This is a genomic window from Bizionia gelidisalsuginis, from assembly GCF_008086185.1.
Classification (GTDB): domain Bacteria; phylum Bacteroidota; class Bacteroidia; order Flavobacteriales; family Flavobacteriaceae; genus Bizionia; species Bizionia saleffrena.
On the sequence record NZ_VSKN01000015.1, the window covers coordinates 30,266 to 48,142 of the forward strand.

13 protein-coding genes are annotated in these 17,877 nt (G+C 37.0%); 1 reads left to right on the plus strand and 12 read right to left on the minus strand.

From position 1 onward, the window contains the following. Positions 1–40: 40 nt before the first annotated feature. From ruvA to ES677_RS11035, 12 genes are all read right to left on the minus strand, one after another. The gene (gene ruvA / locus ES677_RS10980; RefSeq protein WP_148370500.1) at positions 41–622 is read right to left on the minus strand and encodes a Holliday junction branch migration protein RuvA; all 582 of its coding nucleotides are present in this window, start codon (positions 620–622) and stop codon (positions 41–43) included. 49 nt (positions 623–671) lie between these two features. After that, positions 672–2,969, minus strand: coding sequence for an NADP-dependent malic enzyme (locus ES677_RS10985; RefSeq protein WP_148370499.1), 2,298 nt, complete (start codon positions 2,967–2,969; stop codon positions 672–674). A gap of 50 nt (positions 2,970–3,019) precedes the next feature. Next, the gene (gene queG, locus ES677_RS10990) at positions 3,020–3,949 is read right to left on the minus strand and encodes a tRNA epoxyqueuosine(34) reductase QueG (RefSeq protein WP_148370498.1); all 930 of its coding nucleotides are present in this window, start codon (positions 3,947–3,949) and stop codon (positions 3,020–3,022) included. A gap of 26 nt (positions 3,950–3,975) precedes the next feature. Continuing rightward, a complete protein-coding gene (ruvB, locus tag ES677_RS10995) occupies positions 3,976–4,998 on the minus strand; it encodes a Holliday junction branch migration DNA helicase RuvB (RefSeq protein WP_148370497.1) in 1,023 nt (340 codons plus the stop codon). 234 nt (positions 4,999–5,232) lie between these two features. Then, positions 5,233–7,023: a cytochrome c oxidase subunit I gene (locus tag ES677_RS11000; RefSeq protein ID WP_148370496.1), complete on the minus strand. Its 1,791-nt coding sequence runs from the start codon at positions 7,021–7,023 to the stop codon at positions 5,233–5,235. A gap of 27 nt (positions 7,024–7,050) precedes the next feature. After that, positions 7,051–8,124: a cytochrome c oxidase subunit II gene (locus ES677_RS11005; protein WP_148381265.1), complete on the minus strand. Its 1,074-nt coding sequence runs from the start codon at positions 8,122–8,124 to the stop codon at positions 7,051–7,053. Positions 8,125–8,154: 30 nt separating this feature from the next. Then, positions 8,155–9,546 (minus strand): quinol:cytochrome C oxidoreductase, encoded by a 1,392-nt coding sequence (locus ES677_RS11010; RefSeq protein ID WP_148381266.1) that lies wholly within the window; start codon positions 9,544–9,546, stop codon positions 8,155–8,157. A 26-nt stretch (positions 9,547–9,572) separates the two neighbouring features. Continuing rightward, entirely contained in the window at positions 9,573–10,130 is a 558-nt protein-coding gene (locus tag ES677_RS11015) for a c-type cytochrome (RefSeq protein WP_148381267.1), read from the minus strand. Positions 10,131–10,139: 9 nt separating this feature from the next. Beyond that, the gene (locus ES677_RS11020; RefSeq protein ID WP_148370492.1) at positions 10,140–10,670 is read right to left on the minus strand and encodes a DUF3341 domain-containing protein; all 531 of its coding nucleotides are present in this window, start codon (positions 10,668–10,670) and stop codon (positions 10,140–10,142) included. A 3-nt stretch (positions 10,671–10,673) separates the two neighbouring features. After that, positions 10,674–12,131, minus strand: a complete 1,458-nt coding sequence (nrfD, locus tag ES677_RS11025) for an NrfD/PsrC family molybdoenzyme membrane anchor subunit (protein WP_148370491.1) — start codon at positions 12,129–12,131, stop codon at positions 10,674–10,676. Positions 12,132–12,165: 34 nt separating this feature from the next. Next, positions 12,166–15,270 (minus strand): TAT-variant-translocated molybdopterin oxidoreductase, encoded by a 3,105-nt coding sequence (locus tag ES677_RS11030; RefSeq protein WP_148370490.1) that lies wholly within the window; start codon positions 15,268–15,270, stop codon positions 12,166–12,168. Between the two features lie 36 nt (positions 15,271–15,306). Further along, positions 15,307–16,599 (minus strand): c-type cytochrome, encoded by a 1,293-nt coding sequence (locus tag ES677_RS11035; protein ID WP_148370526.1) that lies wholly within the window; start codon positions 16,597–16,599, stop codon positions 15,307–15,309. 213 nt (positions 16,600–16,812) lie between these two features. Between ES677_RS11035 and ES677_RS11040 the strand changes: the two genes are divergently transcribed. Then, on the plus strand, positions 16,813–17,205 hold the full coding sequence (locus ES677_RS11040) for an SPOR domain-containing protein (RefSeq protein ID WP_148370489.1): 393 nt from the start codon (positions 16,813–16,815) through the stop codon (positions 17,203–17,205). Positions 17,206–17,877: the final 672 nt, after the last annotated feature.

The following is a 17,877-nucleotide window of genomic DNA, read 5'->3' on the forward strand; positions in this document are numbered from 1 at the left end:
TGGATTTTTGAAATTTCAGGTTAGTTCTATTCAAAATCTTTTATAATTTTTTTAAAGCTTGTTTAATAATATCTTCTACGCTCGCCTCTGGGGTGGCAGATACAATTTTATCAACAACGCGATCAGCTTGTTTTTTGGCATAACCAAGTACTTCTAAAGCAGATAACGCTTCTTCTTTATTGGTATTGTTTTTATTAACAGAAACTTCATCGATATCGTAGATTTTAATAATCTTATCTTTTAAATCTATAATAACACGCTGTGCTGTTTTTAAACCAATGCCTTTTACCGATTGAATAAGTGCCACATCTTCACTTGCGATGCCATCCTTTATTTGCTGCGGGGTTAACGACGACAACATCGTTCGCGCAGTATTGGTACCAATACCACTCACCGAAATTAATAATCTAAACACTTCACGCTCTCCAGTAGAGGCAAAACCGTATAGGCTATGCGCATCTTCTTTTACGTGAAGATGCGTATAAAGTGTTATATTCTCTTGGTCTGGAATTTGCGAAAATGTATGTAGTGAGATATTTATAAAATAGCCCACGCCGTTACAATCTATAACGACGTCGGTTGGATTTTTCTCTACTAACTTTCCTTTTATATGTGTAATCATTTACAATAACTTGTTATCGCTCAAATGTAATAAAATTATTGGATAAATTTTACTCTATACTAGCGGCTTGCGCTTCACGTCTTTGTTTTTGTTGCGCATCGATAACTGCTATTGCCGTCATATTTACAATTTCGTCTACACTTGCTCCTAATTGAAGGATATGCACTGGTTTACGCATTCCCATCATAATTGGCCCAATAGACTCAGAATTGTTTAATTCTTTTAAAAGCTTGTAAGTAATATTAGCAGATTCTAAGTTTGGAAAAATTAACGTATTAACGTTTTTACCTGCCAGTTTAGAAAACGGAAAATTCTCTTGAAGTAGTTCTTTGTTTAAAGCAAAATCGGTTTGCAATTCGCCATCTACAATTAAATCAGGATGTCTTTTATGTAAATACATTACCGCTTCGCGTACTTTTATTGCTGTTTGGTTTTTTGAAGACCCAAAGTTTGAATACGACGTCATTGCCATTACAGGCTCTATACCAAACATTTTTACTACGCCCGCCGTCATTTGTGCTATTTTTGTTAAATCGCTAGCGGAGGGATTTATATTTATTGAGGTATCGCTTAAGAACATTGGTCCGCGTTGCGTCATCATTACATTTGTTGTCGCTGCTCTTGTAGATCCTGAATCTAAACCAATAACTTCTAACATTGGTTTCACCACTGAAGGATAGCTTTGTGAATAGCCAGAAATTAGTGCATCGGCGTCCCCTTCATTTACCATCATTGCGGCAAAGAAGTTACGCTCTCTCATTAATTTTTTAGCAGAAAATAACGTTACACCACGGCGTTTACGTTGGTTCCAATACACTTCTGCATATTTATCTTTTTGTTCTTTTACTTCATCCGATTTTGGATCGATAATTAAAATATCACCCTCAAATTCAATTTCTTCTTTAAGACGTTCAATTTCATCTTTTCGTCCTAAAAGAATAGGTATTGCAATGCCATCTTCGTAAGCAATTTGTGCCGCTTTTAACACACTAAGTTGATCTGCTTCTGCGTAAACTACGCGCTTCCGGTTTAATTTTGCTCGGTTAATTAGCAACCTCACAATTTTATTATCTGCGCCTAAACGCTCTAATAACGTGTTTTTATATTTCTCCCAATCTTCTATAGGTTCTTTAGCTACACCACTTTCCATAGCCGCTTTAGCAACTGCAGGGGGTACTTCGGCAATTAAACGTGGATCGGATGGTTTTGGAATAATGTATTCTTTACTAAACGTTAATCGGGTTTCACCATATGCAATATTTACTTGCTCTGGCACGGCTTCTTTCGCTAAGTTAGCTAATGCCATTACGGCTGCCATTTTCATTTCCTCATTAATTTTAGTCGCTCTTACATCGAGAGCTCCTCTAAAAATAAACGGAAAACCTAACACATTATTCACTTGATTAGGATGGTCGCTACGTCCCGTTGCCATAATAATATCGTCTCTCGTATCGACTGCCAGTTGGTATTCGATTTCTGGATCTGGATTGGCCATTGCAAATACAATGGGGTTAGCAGCCATAGATAACAACATCCGTGGAGACACTATGTTGGCTGCAGATAAACCAATAAATACATCGGCATCTACCATCGCTTCATCTAAGGTCTCTATATCGCGATGCGTAGCAAACTCCGCTTTTTGCGATGTTAAATTATCTCTATCGTCTCTAATAACACCTTTACTGTCTAGCATTACAATGTTTTCACGTACGGCACCAAACGCCATATACAAGCGTGTACAAGAAACGGCTGCTGCCCCTGCACCGCTTACTACGATTCTCACATCTTGGATATTTTTTTCTGACAATTCTAAAGCATTCAACAATGCTGCTGCAGAAATTATTGCCGTACCGTGCTGGTCGTCGTGCATTACCGGAATATCTAATTCTTCCTTTAGGCGTCTTTCGATTTCGAATGCTTCAGGCGCTTTAATATCTTCTAAATTAATACCACCAAAAGTGGGTGCAATCATCTTAACCGTTTGAATAAACACTTCAATATCTTCAGTATCCACTTCAATATCAAAAACGTCTATATCGGCAAATATTTTAAACAACAACCCTTTACCTTCCATTACCGGTTTTGAAGCTTCGGGACCTATATTCCCTAATCCTAAAACGGCGGTTCCGTTAGAAATTACAGCCACTAAATTTCCTTTAGCAGTATACTTATAAGCGTTATTTTTATCTTTTTGAATTTCTAAACAAGGTTCTGCAACACCGGGTGAATATGCTAATGACAAGTCTCTTTGTGTTGCATATTTTTTAGTAGGAACTACTTTAATTTTACCTGGCGTAGGCTTTGCATGGTATACCAATGCCTCCCTGCGTCTGCTCTGTTTACTCATATTATTTTGATTATTGTTGACTCACAAATGTAAGTTTTTTAACTTGGATATTACTCCTTTAAGAACTCTATATTACGTTTTAGCCCTGAAAATTTAGTCCGTTTTACTGCCGATTTCTGAAACACTTTTTTAAAAACATCTTCTGTTATCTCCTCCCAATCTTGCTTGGTCATCTCCAACAATTCGGGGTGCGGATTAAAAAGGGGTTCGTTATGTGGTTTAGAGAATTTATTCCACGGACACACATCTTGGCAGACATCGCAGCCAAACATCCAATCGTCGAATTGCCCTTTCATAGCATTCGGTAACTGATCTTTTAATTCTATAGTGAAATACGAAATGCACTTACTGCCATCTACTACAAATGGGTCCACTATAGCTTGCGTTGGGCACGCATCTATACACGCTGTACAGGTGCCACAATGATCTGTAACTGGCGCGTCGTAGTCTAAATCTAAATCTATAATGAGTTCCGCAATAAAATAAAAAGACCCTACTTTTTGAGTGAGTAGATTGCTGTGTTTACCAATCCATCCTAATCCAGATTTGGCAGCCCATGCTTTATCTAAAACAGGTGCTGAATCTACAAAGGCACGGCCAGAGACCTCACCTATTTCATCTTGAATAAAGTGGGTGAGTTCTTTTAATTTCCCTTTTATAATATGATGGTAATCGTGTCCGTAAGCGTATTTGCTTAGTTTAGGTGCTTCAGGATCTTTTTGTGTTTCGGAAGGATAGTAATTTAGCAGTAGCGAAATCACGCTTTTAGCATCGTCTACCAGTTTTGTAGGATCCAAGCGCTTATCGAAATGATTTTCCATATACGTCATTTGGCCATTTCTATTCTTATTGAGCCAATCTTCAAGACGTGGTGCTTCGGTTTCTAAAAATCCCGCTTTGCTGATACCACAAGACAAAAAACCGAGGCGTTCTGCTTCGGCTTTAATCCCTTTTGTATAGGTGGTTTTATTTGTGGCCATTTAAAACTTTTCGACAGAACTTCAGTTTAAAAAAGCCCCCCTTCACTATGTCCTTTAATTTTACCTAAGTGTTTATAGGCTAATTCGGTTACCTCACGTCCGCGTGGCGTACGCATAATAAATCCTTGTTGTATTAAAAACGGTTCGTACACTTCTTCTACCGTTTCTGTGCTTTCACTTACTGCTGTTGCAATCGTAGAAATACCTACTGGGCCGCCTTTAAATTTATCAATAATGGTTGCCAAAATTTTATTATCCATTTCATCCAAGCCATACGCGTCTACATTTAAAGCTTCAAGCGCGTATTTTGCTATTTTAACATCGATACTACCATTTCCTTTAATTTCGGCAAAATCGCGTACACGACGCAGTAATGCGTTCGCTATTCTAGGTGTACCACGACTTCTACCGGCGATTTCTATAGCGGCCTCCATTGTAATAGGCACTTTTAATATTTCTGCACTACGTTGAATAATGGTTGTTAATAATTCGGTATCGTAATATTGTAATCGGCTTTGAATACCAAAACGCGCTCGCATTGGAGCGGTAAGTAAACCCGATCTTGTGGTTGCCCCGACTAATGTAAACGGATTTAAATTGATTTGAACCGTCCGTGCATTGGGGCCAGATTCAATCATAATATCTATCTTATAGTCTTCCATTGCCGAGTACAAGTACTCTTCAACTATAGGACTTAAACGATGAATTTCGTCTATAAATAACACATCACGATCGTCGAGATTTGTTAAAAGACCTGCTAAATCACCGGGCTTATCTAAGACAGGTCCTGAAGTTACTTTTATGCCTACATTAAGCTCGTTCGCTAAAATATGCGCCAAAGTCGTTTTCCCTAATCCCGGAGGACCGTGAAATAACGTATGGTCTAAAGCTTCTTCTCTTCTATTGGCGGCTTGAACAAAAATTTTAAGGTTTTCCAATACCTGCTCTTGCCCGCTAAAATCGTCAAACGATAAGGGTCTTAAGTTTTTTTCAGCATCAAATTCTTCAGATGAAAAATTATCGTTTGTGGGATCTAGGTTTTCGTTCATACGTACCTCCCACAATAGTGGGATTCTTTTTATTTTTATGCGATATAAAATAGAGTCTAATATATTTTACTCAGCGCTATAGATACTTCTAAATCTGTAGCCTACGTCGTCTCTATTCAAACAAATATACGAAGTGTACTATACTTTTTTATTAAAAAACGAAAAGCCTTTCTAAATTAATAGAAAGGCTTCAGTATTTTGAATCTCTTATTGAGACCCCTTTTTTAAGGATGTTTAATGTTGAAGCTCTTCTTCACCTTCTTTTAAGGGTACGTTTTGCATGACAAAGTCTGTGTCGTGACCTGGTTTACTATAATCGTAAGCCCAACGGTATACATGAGGTATCTCTCCTGGCCAGTTACCGTGTACGTGCTCTACAGGTGTAGTCCACTCTAAAGTAGTTGCTCTCCAAGGGTTTTGTGTTGCTTTCTCACCGTAGAATATGCTGACAAAGAAGTTATATAAATATACTATTTGTACTACACCACCAATTAAAGCAAACACTGTAATAACAACGTTTACATTTGCTAAGTCGTCGAATAGTGGGAAGTTACTGTTTGTATAGTAACGTCTTGGCAAACCAGCCATTCCGATAAAGTGCATTGGAAAAAAAACTCCGTACGCACAGATTGCTGTAATCCAGAAGTGAATATATCCTAATTTTTTATTTAGCATACGCCCAAACATTTTGGGATACCAGTGGTAGATACCTGCGAACATTCCATAGATCGCTGAGATTCCCATTACTAAGTGGAAATGCGCAATTACAAAATAGGTATCGTGCACGTTGATATCTAAAGCACTATCTCCTAAAATGATTCCTGTAAGACCACCTGTAATAAAGGTAGATACAAAACCTATAGAGAATAGCATCGCTGGATTCATTTGGAGGTTACCCTTCCAAATAGTTGTAATCCAGTTAAAGGCTTTTACTGCGGAAGGAATTGCAATTAATAGTGTTGTAAATGTAAATACAGAACCTAAAAATGGATTCATTCCTGAAACGAACATATGGTGTCCCCAAACAATTGTTGAAAGGAATGCAATTGCTAAAATTGAAGCAATCATGGCACGGTAACCAAAAATAGGTTTACGTGAATTTGATGCTAAAATTTCTGAAACAATTCCCATTGCTGGTAAAATTACAATATAAACTTCTGGGTGACCTAAGAACCAAAATAAGTGCTCGAATAATACTGGAGATCCTCCTTGGTAATGCAATACTTCTCCTTGAATGAAAATATCTGATAAAAAGAAAGACGTTCCAAAACTTCTATCCATTATTAGTAACAGCGCAGCTGCTAATAACACTGGAAACGATACGATACCGATAATAGCCGTTACAAAAAACGCCCAAATGGTAAGTGGAAGTCGTGTCATAGACATTCCTTTTGTTCTTAAGTTTAAAACGGTAACGACGTAGTTTAAGGATCCTAATAACGATGAGGCAATAAATATAGCCATAGAGATTAACCACAATGTCATCCCTAAACCAGAACCTCCTTGCGCCATTGGTAAGGCACTTAACGGCGGATAAATTGTCCATCCTGCTGCTGCTGGTCCTGCTTCTACAAATAAAGAGCTCAGCATAATTACACTAGAGATAAAGAATAACCAATAAGACACCATATTAAGGAATCCAGAGGCCATATCTCGTGCTCCAATTTGCAACGGAATTAATAAGTTACTAAAGGTACCACTTAATCCGGCTGTAAGTACAAAGAATACCATAATGGTACCGTGTATGGTTACCAGTGCTAAATAAACATCGGCATCCATAACACCGTCTGGTGCCCATTTACCTAGTAATGCTTCAAAAAGCACATTTGGTTCTTCTGGCCAAGCGATCTGTATACGAAACATCATTGACATTAATACGCCAATAATCCCCATTAGCGTACCTGTAATTAAATACTGCTTAGCGATCATTTTGTGATCTTGGCTAAAGATGTACTTAGTTATAAAAGTTTCTTTATGATGGTGACCATGATCGTCGTGAGCGTGAGTATCTGCGTGTGCTGACATAATCTAATATCTTTATATTTTTATGTGTTATTTATTTAAAGAGTCTTTGAATAATTTTTGGCTATTAATCCAAGCATCATACTCTTCCTGCGTTTCAACTATAATTTTCATTTGCATATTGTAGTGAGAGGTACCACAAATTTTATTACATAGTACTAAGTAATCAAACTCATAACGCGCTAAAGCATCTTTCCCTTCCGCAATCAACTCTTCACTTTTTTCAGCTCTGATTCTATTAATATTGGCGACTTTATCGATCATTTCCGGTGTAACCCGCATATCATCTGTAGTCACTGTTGGGGTAAACCCAAATTGCGTAATCATACCAGGAACACAGTTCATTTGAGCCCTAAAGTGTGGCATCAAAGCCGAGTGTAATACATCTTGAGAACGCATTTTTATTAAAACAGGGCGTCCTACAGGTAAGTGTAATACCTTTGCGATAATATCATCTTGGGCATTAGGATCTGACTCATCAACACCTAGAATATTTGCTTTATCGATATCGATTAACCTTACGTTAGCCTTACCTAAAGTGTTATCGTTTCCAGAGTATCGCACCGTCCAATTAAATTGTTGTGCATATAATTCAACCACTAATGGATCATCCTCTTGGTTCACATTCATAATGTTAGTCCAAGTAAATAAACCTTGAATGATTAATGCTGCTAGAACGATTACAGGAATAGTTGTCCAGATGGCTTCTAATTTATTGTTATCGGCATAAAACAATGCTTTCTTACCCTTTTCACCTCTATACTTAAACGCAAAGTAGTGTAATAGGAATTGTGTTATTGCTTGTACTATGAAGATTACAACTAACGAAAGAATCATTAATCTATCTACCTCTGGACCGTGTTCTGATGCCGAGTTAGAGAGTAATGGCAAATCTCCATACTCGATAAAACTAAAGATGGTAATGGCATAAATGAAGACTAAAAAGCCTAACATTAAATACCCTTGATACTTATTATCCTTATCGTTTGCTATTTGATTATGATCCTCTTTTGAATTACCTTGAGTTAAATCAAATATTTTAACCATTTGCCAGATGGCAACTAGAATAAATACTAAAACTAAAATTGTTAATAAAGCCGTCATTGTTGTCGTTCTTCTTTACTTAATTTATAATTAATAATGGAAATTCTCGCTTTCTTTTATGTACGGATTTCTCTTTTGCGTTAAAGGTGCTTTTGATAATGCTGTAAAAACAATAAACAGAAACAAGCCAGTGAAAAATAACATTGAACATATTTCAGGAATACCAATAAACCATCTATCACCAACTGTTGCTGGCATAATCATATTGAATACATCTATATAATGACCTCCTAAGATTACTAATCCTGTCATAACGACAAACCAAGGAATACGTTTGTACTCACTATTCATTAATAATAATATTGGGAATATGAAATTTAATATAAGCATTCCAAAGAATGGTAAATTGTAATCTTCAATTCGTGTTACGAAATACGTCACCTCTTCTGGAATATTAGAATACCAGATTAACATAAATTGTGAAAACCATAAGTACGCCCAAAAAATACTAAAACCAAACATATATTTAGCTAAATCATGGATATGACTATCGTTTACATGCGGCAGTAATCCTTTAGACTTAAGGTAGATGGTTATTAAGGCGATGACTGTGATACCACAAACCAACATTCCTGATAACACATACCAGCCAAACAACGTACTAAACCAGTGTGGATCTACACTCATAATCCAATCCCAAGACGTAATAGATTCCGTATAGATAAAGAACACTAAAAATGCCGCCGAGATACGGAAGTTTTTCTTAAAGTTTTTATTATCGTCTGCTTGGTCTTGAGCGATAGAGAATTTTCTAGAGAAGTATCTGTATAACGACCAACCGCCAATAAAGATTAAACCTCTAAGTAGAAACATTGGTACGTTTAACCATCCTTGTTTACCTGCTATAAGCTTATCAAACTTATCACTTTCTGGATTTACCATTTCAGGATCCATCCAAATAAAGATGTTGTTGTGCCCTATATAATGAGACAGTGCCGCAATAAGAAGTACAATTAAAGCTCCCGGCAATAGGTAAGCAGTTATCCCTTCCATTACACGAAGTAATAGTGGAGACCATCCGGCTTGGGACGCGTATTGTAATGCATAAAATGCTAAGACCCCTAAGGCTATCATCATAAAGAAAAAAGCAGCAACGTAAATAGCCGACCACGGTCTATTCGCTATTTGGTGTTGAACGTGCTCTACATGTTCTTTATGCTCGTCTACTTTATGTTCTACACTTGAGAGCGCCTCGTGTGCGTTGGCATCGTGCGCATTATCAGTATGATTGGTATCACCTGCAACAACGTGTGCCTTAGTTTCTAACGCATGACCACCCCCGTGGGCTGTTTCATTAGATAACATGGTTTCAACGTCCTGAAAAGATTTATGAGAACTCATAAACCCAAATCCAATACCTAATGCCCCGATGACCATTAGCGCTATAGAAGCTATTTTTAGTCTACTTGAAAATGTGTACATATCTTTATATAAACTTTATCTAAATCTTATTTTTCTAAATCTGCTTTTAACTGTAAAACGTAAGCCACTACTTGCCAGCGTTCCTCTTCGTTAAGTTGGTTTGCATAAGAACCCATTGCATTCTTACCATAATAAACAGTATGGTAAATACTTCCTTCAGTTATGGCTCTTCCTACATCGGCATAACTTGGAACACCTAACAGTTTTTCACGTTTCACCAAATTACCAGCACCATCGCCTTTATTACCGTGGCAAATTCCACAATAAATAACATAAAGTGGTCCTCCTCTAGAGTAATCTACTTGCGTTGAATCCAAAGGTGATTTTAATGTTTCTTTAGCTAATAAATAGCCGTCATTAGTGCCGTCGATATCCATAGGTATATGCCCTCTTGATATGGATCCCTCTGCTGGAAGTTGAGCTTCAATTCCATTTGCAAATGCATCAGACTCTTGATAAGCTTCATAGCCAACAGATTCATACATATTTGGCATAAATTCATAGTTTGGTCTAGAGTTTTTTTGACATGAGGCAAAAGACACTAAAACTAAAGCTAATATTGTAATTTTAAAAATACTTTTCATAGTGTATAATTAATGCGTATTATTGACTAAGTTAACTTCTACTGCACCAGTTTCAAATAACAAATCCTGTAATTTTTTTTCATCTCCGGTCACCGGAATCTCCATAAGAAAATGGTCATCTGTAGTTCTTGGATCTGGATTTTCAGCTTTTTTAAACGGCCATATTTTACTTCTTAAATAAAATGTTATCACCATTAAGTGCGCTGCAAAAAACACAGTAAGTTCGAACATAATAGGCACAAATGCTGGCATATTTTCTAAATAACTAAAGCTTGGTTTACCTCCAATATCTTGAGGCCAATCTTCAATCATTATAAAATTCATCATTAAGGTAGCCACTATTAAACCAATACATCCATAAATGAATGCTGTTATTGCTAAACGTGTAGGTGCTAACCCCATCGCTTTATCAAGCCCATGGACTGGAAACGGCGTGTATATCTCTTCAATATGATATCTTTCGGCTTTTACTTTTTTAACAGCAGCCATTAAAACATCATCGTCTGTATAAATAGCGTGAATTACTCTTGAAGTTTCCATAGGCTACTTTTCTGTATTTGATTGTTTAATTTCACTACCAGATGTTCTAGCATCTGCTCCAGTACCTGAAAGACTTTCACCTCTTTCTCTTATTTTTTTGTAACGCTCACCAGAAGACTTTAAAATGGTCTTAACCTCGGCTTGTGCAATAACTGGGAATGTTCTAGCGTATAATAGGAATAATACAAAGAAGAATCCTATAGTCCCTATAAAAATACCTATGTCTACAAATGTTGGAGAGAACATTGTCCATGATGATGGTAAGTAATCTCTGTGTAACGATGTTACAATAATTACAAAACGTTCAAACCACATCCCTACGTTTACTACAATAGATATTGCGAAAGAGAACATAATACTTGTTCTTAGTTTCTTAAACCACATAAACTGTGGTGAGAAAACGTTACACGACATCATCATCCAATACGCCCAAGCGTATGGCCCTGTTGCTCTGTTTAAGAATGCATATTGTTCGTATTCCACACCAGAATACCACGCTACAAATAACTCAGTAATATAAGCTACACCTACGATAGAACCGGTAACCATAATTACAATGTTCATTAACTCGATGTGCTGTACAGTAATATAATCTTCAAGGTTACATACTTTTCTCATAATAATAAGAAGTGTATTTACCATTGCAAATCCAGAGAAAACTGCCCCTGCCACGAAGTAGGGAGGGAAAATTGTTGTATGCCATCCTGGAATAACTGCCGTAGCAAAATCAAAAGATACAATCGTGTGTACCGAAAGAACCAATGGTGTTGCCAAACCTGCAAGTACTAAAGATACTTCTTCAAAACGTTGCCAGTCTTTTGCTCTACCTGACCAACCGAAACTTAAAAGGCTATAAATTTTCTTTTGGAACGGTCTTACTGCTCTATCCCGTAACATTGCAAAATCAGGTAGTAAACCAGTCCACCAGAATACTAATGACACCGATAAATAGGTTGAAATTGCAAATACATCCCAGAGTAATGGTGAGTTAAAATTCACCCATAAAGAACCAAACTGGTTTGGTATAGGTAATACCCAATACGCTAACCACGGTCTTCCCATGTGTATAATTGGGAATAAACCTGCTTGAACTACGGAGAAGATAGTCATTGCTTCCGCCGAACGGTTAATTGCCATTCTCCATTTTTGACGGAATAATAATAGTACTGCAGAAATTAGTGTTCCTGCGTGACCGATACCTACCCACCAAACGAAATTGGTAATATCCCAAGCCCATCCAACTGTTTTGTTTAGACCCCAGGTTCCTATTCCCGTTGATACTGTGTAAATAATACAACCAATTCCCCAAAGAAATGCCACTAGTGCGATTGAAAAGACAATCCACCATTGTTTGTTTGCTTTTCCTTCTACGGGAGCGGCAATGTCAACAGATACATCATGATATGATTTTTCACCTGTAACTAAGGGTCTTCTAATAGGTGCTTCGTAATGAGACGCCATAATCCTTTTATAATTGTTCGTTAATTAATTTATTCTAAGCTTCAGATGTGTTTCTCACTTTTGTATGGTACTGAACATTTGGTTTAGTCCCTACATATTCCAATAAGTGATACATACGATCGTCTTCTAATAGTTTTGCAACTTTACTTTCTTTATCATTGATGTCTCCAAAGGCCATCGCTCCACTGCTACAAGCTGAAGAACATGCTGTTTCGAATTCACCATCTTTTATAACACGCCCGTCACGCTTAGCATCTAGAATTGTTTTCTGTGTCTTTTGTATACACATAGAACATTTTTCCATCACTCCTCTTGAACGTACAGTTACATCAGGGTTAATAACCATTCTTCCTAAGTCATCATTCATATGGTAATCGAACTCATCGTTACCATTGTATAAGAACCAGTTAAAACGACGTACTTTATATGGACAGTTATTTGCACAATAGCGTGTACCTACACAACGGTTATAAGCCATATGGTTTTGCCCTTGACGCCCGTGAGATGTTGCCGCTACAGGACAAACAGTTTCACATGGTGCGTGGTTACAGTGTTGACACATTATGGGTTGAAATACAACCTGTGGATTATCGGCGGCAGATTCTAATTCACCAAATCCTGATAGTGACCCTTTATCTCCCCATAGTCCAGAGAACTCGTTTTTCTTAGTAATATCTTCTTCAAAAGTCTCTTCAGAAGAGTAGTATCTGTCAATACGCAACCAGTGCATATCCCGACTACGACGTATTTCTTCTTTACCTACTACTGGCACGTTGTTTTCAGCGTGACAAGCGATAACACAAGCCCCACATCCCGTACAAGAGTTCAAGTCGATAGATAAATTAAAGTGATGACCAATAGAACGATCAAACTCATCCCATAAATCTACTTCTGGAGACGTTACTGGAGTTTCTTTATGATTTAAAGAAACCATAGGAACAGCGTTCCAATGTTTTTTATCTTTAGTATTGAAAATCTCTAGTGTCGTTTCTTTAATAATATCTTCACGACCCATTAATGTATTATGTAATTGTACACAAGCAAACTCGTGCATCCCTGCAGCTTTAGCGACAGTTACAGATTGAACATTATTAAAATCGTTATATAGTGGGTATCCATTAATACCCGTTTTCATTTCGTCTTTTATACCTGCTGTACGACCATAACCTAAAGCTAAACCAACAGAACCCGTTGCTTGACCTGGTTGAATAATAACCGGTACTTTAACTGTTGTTCCGTTTACCGTAATATCGGCGTAACTTCCATCTAAACCACCTGTTGCTACGTGTTGGTTTACTAAACCAAGCGTTTTAGCATCGGTAGCAGATACTGTTAAATAGTTATCCCAAGATGTTCTAGTTATAGGATCTGGAAACTCTTGCAACCAAGGGTTATTGGCTTGTTGACCATCTCCCATTCCTATTTTAGTGTACAATGTAAGTTCCATTCCTTTCGCCAAAACTGATGCTGCTAAAGCACTTGATGCATTACTAGCAGGAGTTTCAACAGCGTCTTCTATATTTGCCGTCGTATCCTCTGTTACTGGAGCTACTTTAGAAACAAAAACACCATCGTGCAACGCACTGTTATAAGAAGCTCCATTTAAGATAGTCTCCTTCCAGAGTGTTTTAATATAATCGCTATACACCACATCGTTTCCATTCCACATTAATAGTGCGTCTTGGAATTGTTTTGTATTGAATAACGGACGGATTGTAGGTTGAATTAAACCATAATGGCCTTTTCTTAATTCTACATCTCCCCAAGATTCTAAATAATGAGGTGCTGCTGCAATATACTGTGTTACAGAAGCTGTTTCGTCTGCCTTCATAGAGAAAGTTACAGATAAATCGGTTTGTTTTAAACCTTCAGCAAAATCAGTTGCATTTGGCAATGTATATAGTGGGTTAACACCACTCATAATAATAGCGCCAACCTTACCTGCTTTCATATCGGCAACCAAAGTTTTTACGGCTTTATCATTACCTTGTCTTGTTTTAATAGGTGTTTTAGGATCGAAAGCTCTACTGTTTAAAGCTTCATTAATTTCTAAAACTACGGTTTGGGCATTGACATCGTTAATACCAGATATTAAAACACCAGTACTCCCCGCTTTTGTAAGCTGTGATGCTGCAGACTGTGCTGCTTTCTCAACACGCGCCGGTAAACTTTTAGAAAAAGCACTACCTACGATTAAACTATGTAATTTTGCTAGAACTAATTTTTGTTGACTTGGTGTTACTCCAACACGTTTATCTGCATTCGCTCCAGCGAGAGACATAACCGACTCAAATTGAATATGGCGAGACATTTTCCCATTTACAGGAACACGACCTTGCGCATAGCTCGCATCGAAACCTCCACCTTGCCAATCTCCTAGAAAATCGGCAGCAACAGACACAATGGTCGTTGCTAAAGAAAAATCGTACCCCGCTAAACCACGTTCGTTATATTTTGCTTGAAAGGCATCTAATGCTGCAGATTCTGAAACAGCATCGTAAACAACATGGTTTACATTGCTATACTTTTCTTTAAATTCTGAAATCAGTTTGCTGGTAGATGGACTTGCATAGGTTTGTGTTAATAACACAATTTGCTTTCCTGTACCTTCTAATTGACTTAGTTTCTGAGAAGTTTCAGTAGTAAAAGTAGACCAAGAAATTTCGCTTTCGCCTTTCATTGGTGTTTTCACCCTTAAGCTATCATACAATCCTAAAACAGAGGCATTAACTCTTGCATTGGCCCCACCATCGGTTACGGCTAATGTATTGTTTTCAATTTTTATTGGACGACCTTCTCGGGTTTTAACTAAAACACTTGTAAAATCAAAACCATCAGCTATTGTAGTAGCATAGTAGTTTGCAACACCAGGAATAATTGATTCTGGCTGAACTACATAAGGGATTGACTTAATTACTGGTCCTTCGCATGCTGCTAAAGAAGCTGCTGCTGTGCTAAAACCAACATATTTTAAGAAATCACGACGTGTTGTAGAAGAACCTTCTAACGTGTCTTTATCACCTAAAAACTCGTCAGTTGGAATTTCGTTAACAAATTCGTTTTGTTTTAGCGTCTCAACAATAGAACTATTTTCGTTTAGCTCTTCAACACTTTTCCAGTATTTCTTGTTTGATGACATATTATATAATTGAATTTACTTCTTTAATTAATTTTATTAGTAGTGGCATTTTCCACATTCTAATCCACCCATTTGAGCTGCTGTTAATTCCTCAACACCGTACTTTTTTGATAACTGTTCGTGAATTTTTGTATAGTAAGGATTGTCCTTTACTTTTACTTTTGTTTCACGGTGACAGTTAATACACCACCCCATTGTTAATGGAGAGTGTTGAGACATAATTTCCATTTCCTGTACAGGTCCATGACACGTTTGACATTCTAACCCTGCAACGACAACGTGTTGTGAGTGATTAAAGTAAGCAAAATCTGGAAGATTATGAATTCTAACCCATTTTACTGGCTTCTCTACTCCTGTATATTTTTGCTCTGCATCATCCCATCCAACAGCGTCGTATAATTTTTTAATTTCTCCATCGTAGAACTCTTTAGAATACGCAGCAGAAGTTTCCCCGTTATATTCGTAAATAGATTTATGACAGTTCATACATACATTAAGAGAAGGAATACCTGACGTCTTACTCACTCTTGCTGAAGAGTGGCAATATTTACAATCGACTCCGTTATCTCCGGCGTGTATTTTGTGTGAGAAATGTATAGGTTGTACTGGTTCGTAACCTTGATTTACTCCTACTTGCATTAAGTAACCGTAAACAAAATAACCTCCAGCCAACAATAAGAACACCACAGTTACCAATACTAAAAATTGGTTTTGGAGAAAAGCTTTCCAAATGGGTGTGTTTTTTGGTTTCTGATTTAATTCTAAGCCTTTTTCGTCTGCAAAACGGCGTAGTGTTTTATTTACTAAGAATAACGCTCCCGCTAATAAAGAAAACAATAATGCTAGACCGGCAAGAATTAACTTATTGGAAGCACCATCATTTTGGGGGTTTGCAGCTACTGCTCCAACTCCCGTAACACCAACCGGTGCTTCTTTTTTCTCTTCTGCTGTATACGCTAAGATATTATCGATATCCGCATCAGAGAACAAAGGAAATGCAGACATTGCCGCACCATTATATTCTTCGTAAATTTTTACGGCATACGCATCGCCAGAATTTACCATACCGGCACTGTTACGTATCCATTTGTTTAGCCACTCTCGGTCTAAACCTTCTTCGTCTGCTAAACGCGCCTCGACATTTCGCAATGCGGGTCCTGTCATTTTCTTGTCTAACTTATGACAAGCTGCACAATTCGTGTTAAACAATGCCTTACCTGCAACTGGATCGCCATCTTGGGCCTGAAGAGAAGTAGAAAATGCTAGTAAAATAATTAGACCTAAACCTAGTATGTTACGTCCTAATTTACGGTGAATCACCTGTTTCATATTATTAGTTAAATTATCTTCCAAACTTTGGTACGATTTTTTCATATTCAGAAAGAAATATACGCTTATAAATTTCTAAGCAAAAGTAATACTTAAAGTCGATTTTATAAATGTTAGAGAAGTCTTAATTATTAATTTAGATAAATTCTAAATAAGAAAATACATCCATTTTACGTTTATAACCTATACATTTGCATACCTAAAGATAACTCTATGAAATTATTACCATTAAGAAACAGCAGTTTAGTGATTTTATTAACACTATCAGTCTGTTTTTACAGTCACGCGCAAGAAGGAACATTAGTGATCAATCAAGATTCCAAAATTACAAAATTGTTAGAATTAAAGAAAGAAATAAACACTAATGAGAGTGATAATGAGCGTTACCGTATTAATATCTACTCCGGGAGTTTAGAAGGAGCGGAAAGTGCGCGTAGTAAGTTTAAGCAGGCACATACGGATTGGAGCACTTCGCTTAAATACGAGACGCCTAATTACAAAATTTATGCAGGAAGCTTTAGATCGCGATTAGAGGCTGACCGGGCTTTAGCTAAAATTAAAAAAACATTTCCGAATGCCTTTCCTTTAAACCCAAAAAAACAATAATTACTTCCCTTTAGTAGGAATAAAAAAGCACCTCATTTAAATCGCTAAATGAGGTGCTTTTTTTTTATTAGGGAAGCTTATAGACGTTACGTTTTATATTTCAGAATTGATCGTATATATTACATAACCTTTAATTCTAGAGACCGATTAAACTCTCATCTATAACGTACCGTTTAAAATTCAGTCAGCCTCGAAAACACCTCGCTTATTATTTAACACTTCAGTATAGAAATCCACTCATAAAATAGGGTAGCCGTAATCTGTTTTTTTATACAAAACACGGTTGTTCTCATTTTATAGCATACTTTAAATACAGCGATACACTGAATTGCGATACCACAGAAATTAATAGATAATATCTTCAAAATCTCCTGTACTATAAGGCTGGCTTGATTGTACCCGAAAGCAACAGCTGTTATACTATCTTAAAAATTACAGAATAACATATAAACAAAAACGCAGTACAGCACCTTTCAATCCATTCCCTATTTGAAACATAAAATCACTGTATAGACCTAACTAAACAAAAAACTACTTAATGTTGAAGAATACATACGACGTTAAAGTGGCGTCTCAATTTAGAAACATCCATAATGTAAACTAATAGCATAGACCGTTCGGTTTTTTCGTTACGGCGTGATCGGCCCTTTCCCGTGTTCTCAGGAACAATAA

Bases quoted from the DNA above. Each gene is read 5' to 3' on its own strand.
- queG (WP_148370498.1), bottom strand. From the start codon at position 3,949: ATGGCCACAAATAAAACCACCTATACAAAAGGGATTAAAGCCGAAGCA.
- nrfD (WP_148370491.1), bottom strand. From the start codon at position 12,131: ATGGCGTCTCATTACGAAGCACCTATTAGAAGACCCTTAGTTACAGGT.
- ES677_RS11030 (WP_148370490.1), bottom strand. From the start codon at position 15,270: ATGTCATCAAACAAGAAATACTGGAAAAGTGTTGAAGAGCTAAACGAA.
- ES677_RS11040 (WP_148370489.1), top strand. From the start codon at position 16,813: ATGAAATTATTACCATTAAGAAACAGCAGTTTAGTGATTTTATTAACA.
- ES677_RS11035 (WP_148370526.1), bottom strand. From the start codon at position 16,599: ATGAAACAGGTGATTCACCGTAAATTAGGACGTAACATACTAGGTTTA.
- ES677_RS11000 (WP_148370496.1), bottom strand. From the start codon at position 7,023: ATGTCAGCACACGCAGATACTCACGCTCACGACGATCATGGTCACCAT.
- ES677_RS11010 (WP_148381266.1), bottom strand. From the start codon at position 9,546: ATGTACACATTTTCAAGTAGACTAAAAATAGCTTCTATAGCGCTAATG.
- ES677_RS11020 (WP_148370492.1), bottom strand. From the start codon at position 10,670: ATGGAAACTTCAAGAGTAATTCACGCTATTTATACAGACGATGATGTT.
- ES677_RS11015 (WP_148381267.1), bottom strand. From the start codon at position 10,130: ATGAAAAGTATTTTTAAAATTACAATATTAGCTTTAGTTTTAGTGTCT.
- ruvB (WP_148370497.1), bottom strand. From the start codon at position 4,998: ATGAACGAAAACCTAGATCCCACAAACGATAATTTTTCATCTGAAGAA.
- ruvA (WP_148370500.1), bottom strand. From the start codon at position 622: ATGATTACACATATAAAAGGAAAGTTAGTAGAGAAAAATCCAACCGAC.
- ES677_RS10985 (WP_148370499.1), bottom strand. From the start codon at position 2,969: ATGAGTAAACAGAGCAGACGCAGGGAGGCATTGGTATACCATGCAAAG.
- ES677_RS11005 (WP_148381265.1), bottom strand. From the start codon at position 8,124: ATGACGGCTTTATTAACAATTTTAGTTTTAGTATTTATTCTAGTTGCC.